This window comes from Bifidobacterium catenulatum subsp. kashiwanohense JCM 15439 = DSM 21854, from assembly GCF_001042615.1.
Classification (GTDB): Bacteria; Actinomycetota; Actinomycetes; order Actinomycetales; family Bifidobacteriaceae; genus Bifidobacterium; species Bifidobacterium catenulatum.
Map to the genome: position 1 here is coordinate 95,827 of NZ_AP012327.1, position 13,277 is coordinate 109,103.

At 56.5% G+C, this 13,277-nt stretch carries 9 protein-coding genes; 8 read left to right on the forward strand and 1 reads right to left on the reverse strand.

Annotated elements, in window-relative coordinates:
* Positions 1–579: 579 nt before the first annotated feature.
* The 3 genes from BBKW_RS00375 (at position 580) to BBKW_RS00385 (ending at position 4,239) form a co-directional block, all read left to right on the forward strand.
* Positions 580–1,665: a LacI family DNA-binding transcriptional regulator gene (locus tag BBKW_RS00375; RefSeq protein ID WP_033501523.1), complete on the forward strand. Its 1,086-nt coding sequence runs from the start codon at positions 580–582 to the stop codon at positions 1,663–1,665.
* 263 nt (positions 1,666–1,928) lie between these two features.
* Entirely contained in the window at positions 1,929–3,443 is a 1,515-nt protein-coding gene (gtfA, locus tag BBKW_RS00380; RefSeq protein ID WP_033501522.1) for a sucrose phosphorylase, read from the forward strand.
* A 139-nt stretch (positions 3,444–3,582) separates the two neighbouring features.
* On the forward strand, positions 3,583–4,239 hold the full coding sequence (locus BBKW_RS00385) for a YesL family protein (RefSeq protein WP_033501521.1): 657 nt from the start codon (positions 3,583–3,585) through the stop codon (positions 4,237–4,239).
* A gap of 71 nt (positions 4,240–4,310) precedes the next feature.
* Here BBKW_RS00385 and BBKW_RS00390 read toward each other — a convergent pair whose 3' ends face one another.
* The gene (locus BBKW_RS00390; RefSeq protein ID WP_033501520.1) at positions 4,311–5,882 is read right to left on the reverse strand and encodes an alpha-amylase family glycosyl hydrolase; all 1,572 of its coding nucleotides are present in this window, start codon (positions 5,880–5,882) and stop codon (positions 4,311–4,313) included.
* 334 nt (positions 5,883–6,216) lie between these two features.
* On the opposite strand from BBKW_RS00390, the gene BBKW_RS00395 reads away from it, so the two are divergent.
* The 5 genes from BBKW_RS00395 to BBKW_RS00415 all read left to right on the forward strand — a co-directional run bounded on the left by BBKW_RS00395 (position 6,217) and on the right by BBKW_RS00415 (position 13,060).
* Entirely contained in the window at positions 6,217–7,503 is a 1,287-nt protein-coding gene (locus BBKW_RS00395) for an ABC transporter substrate-binding protein (RefSeq protein ID WP_033501519.1), read from the forward strand.
* A gap of 85 nt (positions 7,504–7,588) precedes the next feature.
* Complete coding sequence (locus BBKW_RS00400) at positions 7,589–8,467, forward strand: carbohydrate ABC transporter permease (RefSeq protein ID WP_228429031.1); 879 nt, start codon at positions 7,589–7,591, stop codon at positions 8,465–8,467.
* The gene (locus BBKW_RS00405) at positions 8,467–9,324 is read left to right on the forward strand and encodes a carbohydrate ABC transporter permease (protein WP_033501517.1); all 858 of its coding nucleotides are present in this window, start codon (positions 8,467–8,469) and stop codon (positions 9,322–9,324) included. Before BBKW_RS00400 ends, BBKW_RS00405 begins: the two co-directional genes overlap by 1 nt.
* Before the next feature lie 332 nt (positions 9,325–9,656).
* On the forward strand, positions 9,657–11,258 hold the full coding sequence (locus tag BBKW_RS00410; protein ID WP_033501516.1) for an MFS transporter: 1,602 nt from the start codon (positions 9,657–9,659) through the stop codon (positions 11,256–11,258).
* A 452-nt stretch (positions 11,259–11,710) separates the two neighbouring features.
* Positions 11,711–13,060 carry an MFS transporter gene (locus BBKW_RS00415; protein ID WP_033501515.1) on the forward strand — a complete coding sequence of 450 codons (1,350 nt, stop codon included), beginning with the start codon at positions 11,711–11,713 and terminating at the stop codon, positions 13,058–13,060.
* Positions 13,061–13,277 lie beyond the last annotated feature (217 nt).

Sequence of the window (13,277 nt, forward strand, 5' to 3'; positions counted from 1 at the left end):
CGGATGCAACGCTGGTGATTGCATTCGACCAGACCAAGCCGCTGCTGAAGGACGGCAAGGATATCCAGTATTAGGGCCAGACCGGTATCGGGCCGTTCAATAAGAACAATGATCCGAGTTCTGCGAATATCGGCGTCTACACTTTCGACAAAGACAGCAAGCCGGTCTTTGACCACACGCAGTCTGGTGACGTTCCGACCGACTGATCGCAATGATCGCAATGTAGGCCATCATCAATACAAGAAGACGGCGCAAAGTGAGCGTGTATATCGCAAGCTTTGTGCCGTCTCTTTCGTTGTGCGTAATTGTGATGTTTTGCAAGATGTTGTGCATGATGTATCTTCCATCGATGCAGCATCGACTGCAGTGCAAAAGTGATCCATGAATGTGATTTCAAGGGATCATCAAAAAAACACATGATGGAAATAAAGTGAGGGGTGCCCCCGTCAAACGATATACACACCGGACTGTCGAACAGGTTCGAGAGAATGTGAAAATAAGTATAATATCTCGCGAGAGGCGCGTGGTAAGCACGTGAGAATACAGCGATAGAACAGTGATAACGGGAAAGGTGTGATCATGGTCGGCATGCGCGATGTGGCGAAGAAGGCCGGGGTGTCTCTGAGCACCGTCTCGCTGGTGGTGAACGGCAACGGGTACGTGTCTGATGACATGCGCGACCGCGTGCGTAAGGCCATGCAAGCCCTCAATTATGTGCCGAACGAGCTTGCCCGCAATCTGTATCATGATCGCACGAATCTGGTCGGCGTCATCGTGCCTACCATTCGTCATCCGTTCTTTGCGACGTTCACCGCACATCTGCAGCATGCACTCGCCGCGCAAGGATTACGCACTATGCTGTGCTCTACTGCAGATGAGGCGGATGGCGAAATCCAGTATGTCGACATGTTGCGTCGGCACATGATGGACGGCATCGTCATGTGTGCGCACACTTCGCATCCCGGCGATTATTGGACGTCGATTCATCGCCCGATCGTCGCGTTCGACCGTGTGCTTGGAGACGGTATTTCGTCAATCGGATCCGACCACGAGCAGGGTGGGCGATTGATTGCGCAGATGCTGATCCGCAATGGTGCCAAACATGTGGTGATGATTGGCGGTCCGCGAGATCAATTCTTCGATTTGGCTGCGCGCGGAGAAGTCGAGGAAGGATCGTTCGATTTGGGAAAGACCACGTTCCCGACGGTGCGCTACTACCTCACGTTGGAACAGGAATTGACCTCCGCAGGCGTGAAATACGAGTATGTTGAAGCTGGCGAAGTAATGGATTTTGCCGGCTATCATCGTGCGGTCAGCAATGCGCTCGACAAGGTGGCGACCGACGGCGTCGATGCCGTGGTCAGTTCCGACATCGGTGCGTCGTTCTGCGTGCGCGAAGCATTGAGCCGCGGAATTTCCATTCCTAACGAGCTGCAGATCGTTGCCTACGATGGAACGTATTTAACCGATTTGGCCGGCATGAAGCTGACCGCGGTCGCGCAGGATTTCTCGGCGATCGCACAGTCGGCAGCCGACCATATTGTGCAGGCGATTGCCAATGAGGAAGTGGCCGCAGCTAACGCTTCACGCAAGAATATTCCCAAGCCGTTCGAGCCGAACGTGCTTATGCCCATGACGCTGGTGCCAGGCGATACCACGCGTTGATGCTGTGCATTGGAACGCCGGGTTGCATAGAACACCGAATCAAACCGGTTCGACACGCGCATTGCCACCTTCGGACTGGACAACAACGCCTCTCTCGAGGTAGCATCGAACCGGTTCGATACGTACGTGAGTACGTAAATCCGTACGTACTTATGCGCAGGCAATGCGCGCAAGTACGTGCAACACAGTCATAAACACATATAAACAGCAAACAGGTAGACGCGCACACATTGCATCCGCGCCCATGAGCCAAGGGAGGTCCCATGAAAAACAAAGTGCAACTCATCACTTACGCCGATCGTCTCGGCGATGGCACTCTTAGCTCGATGACCGACATCCTGCGCACCCGCTTCGACGGCGTGTATGACGGCGTGCATATCCTGCCGTTCTTCACCCCATTCGACGGTGCGGATGCAGGCTTCGACCCGATCGACCACACCAAGGTCGACCCGCGTCTCGGCAGCTGGGACGACGTCGCTGAACTTTCCAAGACCCACGGCATCATGGTCGATGCCATCGTCAACCACATGAGCTGGGAATCCAAGCAGTTCCAAGACGTACTTGAAAAAGGTGAGGAATCCGAGTATTACCCGATGTTTCTGACCATGAGCTCCGTCTTCCCGAACGGCGCCACCGAAGAGGATCTGGCCGGCATCTACCGTCCGCGCCCGGGCCTGCCGTTCACCCACTACAAGTTCGCCGGCAAGACCCGCCTGGTCTGGGTCAGCTTCACCCCGCAGCAGGTTGATATTGACACCGATTCCGACAAGGGCTGGGAATACCTCATGTCCATCTTCGATCAGATGGCCGCGTCCCACGTCAGCTACATCCGTCTCGACGCCGTCGGCTACGGCGCTAAGGAAGCTGGCACAAGCTGCTTCATGACTCCGAAGACGTTCAAGCTCATCTCCCGCCTGCGTGAGGAGGGCATCAAGCGCGGTCTGGAAATCCTCATCGAAGTGCATTCCTACTACAAGAAGCAGGTTGAGATTGCATCGAAGGTCGATCGCGTCTACGATTTCGCGCTTCCGCCGCTGCTGCTGCATTCGTTGAATACCGGTCACATTGAACCCGTGGCGCACTGGACCGACATCCGCCCGAACAACGCCGTCACCGTGCTCGACACGCACGACGGCATCGGCGTGATCGACATCGGCTCCGACCAGTTGGATCGTTCGCTCAAGGGGCTCGTGCCTGATGAGGACGTTGACAATCTCGTCAACACCATTCACGCGAACACGCACGGCGAATCGCAGGCCGCTACCGGCGCTGCCGCGTCCAATCTTGATCTGTATCAGGTCAACAGCACCTACTATTCGGCGCTAGGATGCAACGATCAGCACTATATTGCGGCTCGCGCAGTGCAATTCTTCCTGCCAGGCGTTCCACAGGTCTACTATGTTGGCGCGCTTGCCGGCAAGAACGACATGGAGCTGCTGCGCAAGACCAATAATGGCCGCGATATCAATCGCCATTACTATTCCACTGCTGAGATTGATGAGAATCTGCAGCGTCCGGTGGTGAAGGCGTTGAATGCGCTCGCCAAGTTCCGCAATGAGCTTGACGCGTTCGACGGAACCTTTTCGTACAGCGCCGACGGTGACACGTCCATCAGCTTCACGTGGAAGGGCGCAACTACCGAGGCCACGCTCACCTTCGAGCCGGGTCGCGGTCTTGGTGTGGAGAACACCACGCCGGTCGCCACGCTCGCATGGCGTGATTCCGTGGGCGAACATCGTACGGACGATCTGATCGCCAATCCGCCGATCGTCGCTTGATCGCGCGTGCATCCATAAATCTGTAATCGTCCTTCTTGTCACCTCTCCTTCAGGAAGGACGATTCGCATTCTGCTTCTCAAGAAATCGTTTTTCCCGAGAATCAGCTGAAATCCAAGCACAAACGGGTAAGGTGAGCATATGTCAAAGATGTCAAAGCTCTTCGATCAAAACAACATGTTTTTCACCATCATGGGCGTGCTGTTCGATCTGATTATTCTCAACGTGCTCACGTTGCTCTGCTGCATTCCGATCGTTACGGCTGGCGCTTCATTCACGGCCATGCACAACGTGCTGTGGCACATGGTCCGTCATGAGGAGACGTATGTGTCGCGCCAGTTTTTTGACTCGTTCAAGCGCAACCTCAAGCAGTCGTTGCTGCCGTGGCTGGCATTCCTGTTGGCTGCGGCGGTGCTGACGGTCGACGGCATGCTCGCTTGGTCGTCGGACGTTTTGCGTATTCCGATGATGATCGTCGTGGTGTTCGCCGGACTGGTCATCATTGCGATTGCGCAGTATTTTTTCCCGTTGCTGTCCCGTTACGACAATCCCACGTCGACGATGCTGAGGAACGCGGCGAAACTCGCGCTTGGCTTCTTCCCATGCACGCTGTGCATGCTGGTGATACTTGCCGCTTTCGCCGCGTTATACGTGCAGTTTTTCGTCTATGCTATTCCGCTATTGCTGATGATGGGTATTTCGCTACCGCAATACTGCTGCGCATGGATTTACAACTGGATTTTTCGCCGTGTCGATGGTGAGATCGATGCGAAGGGACGTAAGGTTGAGCGTTCCTGAACGAGCCTTCCACAGTAATCAGGGGGCATTTCGCGACTTGGTCGAAATGCCCCCTAATCGTATATTGCGACTTATCCGAATATCGTCGCGCTGCCGGCGGGCGTATGCAGCAAGGTGCCATCGCAGCGGGCCGCCGCGTCGCCAATCGCCAGCAGGACGTCGGCGTGCGCAAGCCGGTCCGCGTAATCGTCGGGCAGCGTGCAGCTTGCGTCGGCGTCGGACGTATTGATGGCGATTACGATTCGCTCGTCGCCTGCGCTGCGCGCGTATACCAGTGGGTGGGCATGGTCCTCGGCATGTAGGAATACGATTGCTCCGTCGGCCTGCAGCGCGGGATGAGCCAGCCGCAAGGTGTTGAACGACCGTACCGTTTCTAGCAGCGACGCTGCGTCGCCTTCCTGCGAAGCCACGTCCGGACGGTCGTCGGAGGGGTCGATCGGCAGATACAGGTCTCCGCTGTGCGCCGCCGAGAAACCGGCGTTGGTATTGCGATTCCACTGCATCGGCGTGCGGGATCCGGTACGTTCGTAGCCGCCTTCCTTCGACAGCAGCCCGTGCTCGTAGCGCATGCCGATTTCGTCGCCGTAGTAGATGAACGGGCAACCGGGCAGGGTCAGCAGGAACGCGAAGGCGAGTTTCATCTCGCCCGGGGTGAGAGTGTCGCGCATGCGGATCATGTCATGGTTGCCCGACGGCACGCAGATGTATCCCAGTCCTTTGGTGTCGGCGAGCATGGCCTGATACGTGTCTACGAACGCCTTGATGTCACCGTTGGCGGAGGCGGAGAAATACGGGTTCTCTCGAAACAGGTCGAGGTAGTGCGAGGGGCCGAAATGTAGGAGGAAATCCATGTCGAATCCGGAGTGCAGCGCATTGACTGGATCGCCCCATTCCGAGACCAGCACGGCATCGGGGTGGGTTTCGTCCAGGTGCGCGCGCACCTGACGCCACAGCTGTTTGGTCCAATAATAGTCGGGATCTTCCTTGACGAGGCTGCCGGCCATGTCTACGCGGAAACCGTCCGCGCCCAGTCCGAGCCAGAAATCCATGATGTTTTGGATGAGCAGGCGTCCCTCTTGCGCTTCGGGTGAGTCGGCGGCGAACTGCCAGTCTTCGGTGACGGTTCCGAATCCGTAGTTGAGGCACGCTTGCGTGGAGAAGCAGTTGACAGCCGCGGCATCGGGGCGTTCCGCGATGCCGCCAAGGAAGCCTCGGATTGATTCATATGGCGAATTCAGGTTCGGCGATTGTGTCATCGGACGCCAGATATAGCGGTCGGTCCATGCGTTGCGCGTGCCTTTGCCGGATTCCAGGAACCATGGATTGTCGATTGCGGTGTGCCCTGGCACCAGGTCGAGCAATACGTGCATGTCGAATTCATGTGCGCGGTCGAACAGTCGGTGCAGGTCTTCGTTGGTGCCGTAGCGTTCTGCGGTGGCGTAGTAGTCGCGTACGTCGTAGCCGGCATCGTAGACCGATGAGTCGAAACAGGGGTTGATCCAGATTGCGTTGCAGCCGAGGTTGCTGATGTAGTCGAGTTTGTTGATGATGCCTTGGAAATCGCCGATGCCGTCACTGTTCGTATCGTTGAACGACTGCGGATAAACCTCGTAGAAAATCGCATTGTTGAGCCAGGATGCCATTTGTCCTCCGTAAAACGCACGCCTTCGTTGCGATGCACAGCTGTATCACAGGTGTTGGGACGGGCTGTGCGGTTTTGACGGTCATTGTACCACACGCCATTTTTTATTAACTGTGTCAATTTCAATGATTGCAACGCCTCAAGGCGTTGCAACACGCCGATGATGAGGGGCTTTCCAAGATTTTATCAAACCGGTTTGACAAGGCTCGAACTGGTTTGATAAAGTCATCTATCAAGAACCGAGGAACACAACAAGGAAGGTTGGGTCTCGCTGTTCGATATCACTTCACCAAGCAAAGCTGCGGGGTGGATCGTGGATAGAAAGGGATTGGAAAATGAGCAAGTTCTCTTCTTGGAAGAAGGCTGGCACCGCTATCGTCGCAACGTTGATGACCGTTGGCATGCTGGGAGCATGCGGATCGTCGTCCAGTTCCAGCGGAACCAAGGTCACTATCTTCAACTCCAAGGTCGAGATTGAAAGCCAGATGGAGGACATGGCCAAGAAATACTCCAAGGAGAAGGGCGTAGACGTCGAGGTCTACTACTCCAACGACACCGTTTCCGCTCACCTCGCCACTAAGTACGCTTCCAAGGATCCATACACCATCTCCATGGTTGATGCCAAGGATGTCTACTCGCTGGCCAAGGAGCACGCCGTTGACCTGTCCGATCAGGATTGGGTCAAGGACACTGACTACGCCATCAGCATCGACGGCAAAACCTACGGCTTCCCGGTTTCCGTCGAAGCCCGTGGCCTGATCTACAATGCTGACGCCATCAAGAAGGTCACCGGTAAGGAATTCAAGCCTGAGAACTACAAGACCCTTGACGAATTCAAGGATCTCATCGACGAGCTCAAGGCCGGCGGCATGAAATCCCCGACCGGTGTCATGAAGGAAGACTGGTCCCTCGCCGGGCACCTCCTGCCGGAAGTCTACGAGGAGCAGGAAGATCCGGACGCCTTCTGCCATGAGCTCAAGGATGGCAAGGTTGACCTCAGCTCCAACGCCAAGTGGAACTCCCTGATGGACTTCTTCGACGTGATGAAGGACAACAACTACGCCAAGTCCTCCGCCATCTCCGCCGAGCGTGAGGTGACTGAGCAGAAGCTAGCCGAGGGCGAGATTGCTTTCATGTTCGGCGGCAACTGGGATTGGTCCGTGCTTAACCAGTACGATTACACCGAGAACATGGGCCTCATGCCGGTTCCGCAGAACACCGATGACGGCTCCAATGAGAAGCTTGTCGGCGGCGGCTCCAAGTACTTCTTCATCGACTCCTCCGACAACACCTCCGACGAGCAGCGTAAGGCCGCCAAGGACTTCCTGAACTGGCTTGCCGAAGACAAGGAAGGTCAGGAGTTCATCTCCAAGGATGCCGCTCTGATCTCCCCGTTCAAGAACAACGAGATTGAAGCATCCGATCCGCTGGGTAAGTCCGTGAAGTCCTACGCTGACGCCGGCAAGCTGATCGACAACTACAACTACCTGCCTGACGACCACTTCTCCGTGCTCGGCGCGGCCTTCCAGAAGTGGCTCGCAGGTGAAGAGGACCGTGCAGGCCTCGCCCAGGACATCCAGGACTACTGGAAGACCGCTAAGTTCACCGGCGCAACCGCCTGAACTTCCAAATAATGCACCATGATGCAGGGTCCGCCGCTTCCTTCCTGCGGCGGACCTTACATCCCCGGCACGTATGGGATCCATCATGAAACAGAATAAGCTTTCCTATAAAATCGGCCAGTTTCTGATGTTCGGTGGTCCGGCGACGATTCTTTTCTTCGCCGTGGTGATCCTGCCGTTCTTTTATGGCCTCTATCTGACATTCACCAGCTGGGACGGCGTTTCGACAACGAAGCCGTTCGTTGGTCTCGAAAACTACAAGGCGGCTCTTGCCGACACCGCATATTGGCAGTCGCTTGGACGCACCTTCATCTACTCCGTCATCGCCGTCATCCTCACCAACATCGTCGCCTTTCTGCTGGCCTACCTCGTGACCAGCGGCATCAAGGGGCAGAACTTCTTCCGTGCGGGCTTCTTCATTCCGAACCTCATCGGCGGCATCGTTCTGGGCTACGTGTGGAAGTTCGTCTTCAACCGCGCATTCGTGGCTATCGCCGAAGCAGCGACGCAAACAGACCACGCATCGCTGCTCTCCACGCCAAACGGCGCAATGCTCTGCTTGATTCTCGTTTCGGTCTGGCAGTACGCAGGCTACATGATGCTGATTTACGTGGCAGGCTTCATGAGCGTTGACCAGAGCCTGAAGGAAGCGGCCATGATCGATGGCTGCAACAAGGGCAAGGCCATGTGGCACGTGGTCATCCCGCTGATGCGCTCCTCCTTCGTTCAGTGCATCTTCCTGAGCACCACCCGCTGCTTCATGGTGTACGACCTGAACCTTTCGCTTACCAAGGGCGAACCGTTCAACCAGTCGGTGCTCGCAGCAATGCACGTCTACAATCAGGCATTCGTTTACAAGAACTATGGCACCGGTCAGGCGGAGGCGTTGGTCCTCTTCATCGTCTGCGCAGTGATCGGCATGCTGCAGGTGTACTTCGGCAAGAAGGGTGAGGTGGCAGCATAATGAAGGGTCAAGTCAGCACTCGCACTAAGGTCCTGCATGCACTGATGATCGTCGTTCTGACGATTCTGCTGCTGCTATTCATCGCACCGTTCATCCTGGTCGTGATTAACGTCTTCAAGACCAAGGCAGACATCAACACCGCTCCGCTGGCACTGATCGGTAAGCACGGGTTCACCCTGGAGAACTTCCCCAGGGCAATGGACAAGATGAACTTCGTCACCGTGTTCGGCAACTCCGCGATCATCACCATCAGCGCAACCATATTGACCATCCTGTTCTCCGCGATGTGCGCGTACGTAATCGTGCGCAACCCCTCGTGGAAGTTCGGCGGCATGGTGTTTGCACTCATGGTGGCCTCCATGGTCATTCCGTTCCAAGTGCTCATGGTTCCGCTCGTCTCCGTCTATGGCGGCCTGCTCGACGTGTTGAATAGCCGTATCACGCTGATTCTCATGCACACCGGCTTCTCGGTTTCTCTGGCGGTGTTTATGTTCCACGGCGCGATCAAGACGAACATTCCGAACGAGCTTGAAGAAGCGGCCAGCATCGACGGCTGTTCCAAGTGGCGCACCTTCTGGACGATCGTGTTCCCGCTGCTTAAGCCGACCGTCGCCACCGTCGCCATCATCGATGCCATGGCGTTCTGGAACGACTACCTGCTGCCGTCCTTGGTTCTGGGCCGTCGCGAACTGTACACCATTCCGATTGCAACCCAGATCTTCTACGGCACCTACTCCAACGACATCGGCCTGATCATGGCGGCCCTGCTGCTGGCCATGCTGCCGATTCTCATCCTGTACCTGTTCCTGCAGCGCTATATCGTCGAAGGCGTGACCTCCGGCGCAGTCAAGGGCTGATCGAACGGTATAGAATCCGCAATCGTAACTGAACAGACTCACACAACAGGCCCGGATGCGAAGCGATAATCGCATCCGGGCTTTTCTTATGCGATATCGATTCTTATGCGATATCGATATTGAGATTGCCATCGCATGTTTCTGCTGCCTGACAGGACGTATTGATATGGTTGATTCCGCCGAAAGAATCGCTCGAATGCACTGTTGCAGTGCGTCCGGGCGATTTTCATATGTACTGAATATTCGTGTGACATTTCGAAACGAGCAACGAAATAGAAGCAAGAACGAGAAGCGACAATATAAAACAAGAAAAACAGGAATAGAAACAAGAGATGACTGAAGACAATCAACATAATGCAGATGAGCAGCAGACTCCAATGCAGCCGCAGCCGCTGCCGGGCCAGGTATTTGTGCGCCCCGGCATCGATGACCGTCCCGATTACGAAAAAACGCTGACCGAAGAGACCAAAGCGGCCCTGAAGCGCCTGGCCGTACAGCAGAATCCGCGCGTGCCCGAGGCTTCCAACGAGCGCCCGGAAGTGCAGCAGACCCTCATCAACACGGAAAGTGGCTCCCCGCTGACCGCGTTCGCCCATCTTGATGCCGCCGTGCCGAACCTCGAATCGTCGTTCCTTGACCTGCGCGATCCGATGACCGCGCCCGACGGCACTACGCCCACCAAGCCACAGGTGCATCGCCTCACCGCCGGCTTCGCGCTCGGTGCGCTACTGTTCACCGCGCCGATGGCCGCGCTCAACTCCGTGCTCATTCCACAGACCATCAGCCGTCTTTCTGGCACCGACCGCGTCACCGATCTGGCGCTGCTCAGCGTCGTCGGCACGCTGCTGACGTTCCTGATGAATGCGTGGATTTCCGTCGGATCCGACCATTCGTACTGCCCGCTGGGTCGCCGCACCCCGTGGATCATCGCCGGCACGGTGCTGACCGCCACGTCGGTGGCGATTCTTTCCGCATGCGATTTCATGCCGTTGGTCATCGTGTTCTGGCTGTTCACGCTGATCGGATATGCGATGGTGTCGATGCCGCTGACGGCCGCTTTCGGTGAGCGCGTGCCCGACAAGTTCCGTGATCGTGCGGACGCGTGGCATGGCGTTGGCCAGGCGTTCGGCCAGGTGTTGGGCATTATCGCGGCCGTTTCGCTTACGTGGGCCGCCGACGATTCCGGTTGGGATGGCACCACGCGTTTCGCCATGATGGTGTTTGCGTTGTGCCTGGTGGTGGCTGGTGTGGCTACGTTGCTGGTGTTGCCGTTTGAGGGTTCCAGCAGCTATTTGCCTCGTGAGGGTGTGAAGAAGGGCGATTATTTTTCGCAGTATCGCCCGCCGAAGGGCGCTCCGAAGTTCTTCATTGCGTTTGCCGCGCGCATGTTTGCCATCGCAGCCACTTCCGGCATTGCGATTTACCAGTGGTATCTTGCGCAGGATGGTTTGGGTGATGTTTCGCAGGTCGCCATGTTTGGTTTGTCCGGAGCGGCTGCGGTTATGTCGGTGATGGCCGTTGCCGCGTTCGTTGGCTCGCTGTTGGCTGCGCTGCTGCTTGGTCGTATCGCCCGCGCTTTCAAGGATTCCCGTATTCCCGCAATTGCCGCCTGCCTGTTGTTTGTGGTTGCTGTAGTACTTCCGTTGACACCGATCGATAATGCGATGGCAGTTGCGTTGTATGCGCTGTTTGCAGGTTTCGCGTATGTGGTGTACGACGGCGTGAGCCAAGGGTTGAATCTTGCGACGTTGCCGGATGTGCGTTCCGTTGGTCGTTCGTTGGCCGCGTTCAGTTTGGCGAATACGTTCGGTTCGTTGATTGGCGCTGTCGTTTGCGCGATTGCGATTGCGGTGACTGGCGAGTATCTGCTGATTTTCGCTGTTGCCGCCGGTTGCATGGCTGTTGCGGGCGTGCTGACGTTGCTGCTGAAATGATTTGGATGATCTGAGATAATCCGAAAAAACGAATATCAAATTCAAAATTGCGCGTCCACATAGTGAACCTTTAGTAGAAAGGGTATGTGGACGCGCTTATCTTTACGGCTTAGTTCGAGCGGATCGCCCGCTGAATACAAGACTTTGCGAAAGGAGGTTCGCCACGATGAACGGAATGGTTGCACGCGTACTGCTGTCCGCACGAATTATTATTCCGCTTTCGTTGGCGGACTGATTCGAGCAATGCAGCTTCAATCCCTCGCCAACGGAGGCAGGGTTTGAGGCGCGCAAAACACACGTTGATGGCCCTGCATGCTGCGGGGCCTTTTTGTTGCCGCCCACAAGGCGTAAGGCAATGAAATGAAGACTGCAAAACAAGAGAATAGAAGAAAGACGTTATCGGCGCACGATGGGAGCCGGTAGCACATGACAGACGTAACAGGAGTAATCCAATGAGTGCAGTCGAAGCAGCCGCTGGCAAAGCGCAGGCAATGGTGCGCGATTCGGTGAAAACCGTGATCGCCGCTTCCATGGTCGGCACCGCCATCGAGTTCTACGACTTTTACGCATACGGCACCGCCGCTGCGAACTATTTCCCGAAGGTGTTCTTCGGAGACACCACCAATCCGACCGTCGCGCTGCTAGCCAGCTTGCTGACCTTCGCCATCGCGTTCATCGCACGCCCGCTCGGATCCTTGGTGTTCGGCCATTTCGGCGATCGCATGGGCCGTAAGACCACACTGGTGGTTTCGCTGTTGACCATGGGTGTCGCCACGTTCCTGATCGGCTGCCTGCCGACCTACAACCAGTGGGGCATTGTGGCTGTCGCCGCGCTGTGCCTGTGCCGTTTCGTGCAGGGCATCGGTTTGGGCGGCGAATGGTCGGGTGCTGCTTTGGTGGCCACCGAGAACGCTCCGGAAGACAAGCGCGCGCTGTATGGCTCCTTCCCGGAATTGGGCGCCCCGATCGGTTTCTTCCTGTCGAACGGCACCTACTTCCTGTTGGAAACGTTCAACGATAACGATGCGATGCTGGCATGGGGTTGGCGTGTGCCGTTCCTGCTGTCCTCGATTCTGGTGATCGTCGGCCTCGTCGTGCGAGTGCAGATGGAGGAGACCCCGATCTTCCGCATGGCCCAGGAGCAGAAGAAGGTCGTCAAGTCCCCGCTGACCGAAGTGTTCAAGAAGAGCTGGAAGGAAGTCATCCAAGCCACGTTCTTGGTGGCCGTCACCTACACGCTGTTCTACACGCTGGCAACCTGGTCCCTCGCTTGGGGCACCAAGACTATCGAACAGGGCGGCGGTAATCTTGGTTTCACCAATCGTGAATACCTGCTCATGTTGATGCTCGCCATCTGCGTGTTCGCCGCGTTCATCGTCATCTCCTGCGTGAATGCCGACAAATTTGGCCGCAAGCGCGTGATTGTCTTCTCGTCCTGCTGCCTCGTGGTATTCGCGCTGCTCTTCCCGTTCCTGCTTGATCCGGCGGTCGTCGGCCAGCGTAACTTCGCCGCCAGCCTGTTGTTCCTGTGCATCGGTTTTGCACTGATGGGCACCGCATTCGGTCCGATCGGCGCGTTCCTGCCGGAGCTGTTCGACGCCAACGTGCGTTATTCCGGCTCCGGCATCGGCTACAACCTGGCCGCCATCGTCGGCGCGGCATTCGTGCCGACCATCGCCACTTGGCTGTCCCACCACTGGGGTGTGCACTCCGTCGGTCTGTACCTCGGCGTGATGGCCGTGTGCTGCCTTGTTGCGGTGCTGAGCTGCAAGGAGACTAAGGACGTCGATTTCACCAAGTGATGTCCGTGAGGGCTTCGGGCGGTGCCCGGGTGGAATCGCCCGAAGCCTTACAAAAAGCGTTTGACGCAAAACATAACCACTATGTGAACGTCAGCAACCAATATAAAGAAAACGGGACTAAAACAGTTCCGCAGGAGAGGCGGTGTGATTTCTCGGACACAATCCGGGGGAGTAACATCCTAGGAATCACAAGCCGTTGCAACAACCGAACAAGTAA

Excerpts from the sequence above, each read along its gene's own strand:
- BBKW_RS00375 (WP_033501523.1), top strand. The coding sequence starts at position 580 with ATGGTCGGCATGCGCGATGTGGCGAAGAAGGCCGGGGTGTCTCTGAGC.
- gtfA (WP_033501522.1), top strand. The coding sequence starts at position 1,929 with ATGAAAAACAAAGTGCAACTCATCACTTACGCCGATCGTCTCGGCGAT.
- BBKW_RS00385 (WP_033501521.1), top strand. The coding sequence starts at position 3,583 with ATGTCAAAGATGTCAAAGCTCTTCGATCAAAACAACATGTTTTTCACC.
- BBKW_RS00390 (WP_033501520.1), bottom strand. The coding sequence starts at position 5,882 with ATGGCATCCTGGCTCAACAATGCGATTTTCTACGAGGTTTATCCGCAG.
- BBKW_RS00395 (WP_033501519.1), top strand. The coding sequence starts at position 6,217 with ATGAGCAAGTTCTCTTCTTGGAAGAAGGCTGGCACCGCTATCGTCGCA.
- BBKW_RS00400 (WP_228429031.1), top strand. The coding sequence starts at position 7,589 with ATGAAACAGAATAAGCTTTCCTATAAAATCGGCCAGTTTCTGATGTTC.
- BBKW_RS00405 (WP_033501517.1), top strand. The coding sequence starts at position 8,467 with ATGAAGGGTCAAGTCAGCACTCGCACTAAGGTCCTGCATGCACTGATG.
- BBKW_RS00410 (WP_033501516.1), top strand. The coding sequence starts at position 9,657 with ATGACTGAAGACAATCAACATAATGCAGATGAGCAGCAGACTCCAATG.
- BBKW_RS00415 (WP_033501515.1), top strand. The coding sequence starts at position 11,711 with ATGAGTGCAGTCGAAGCAGCCGCTGGCAAAGCGCAGGCAATGGTGCGC.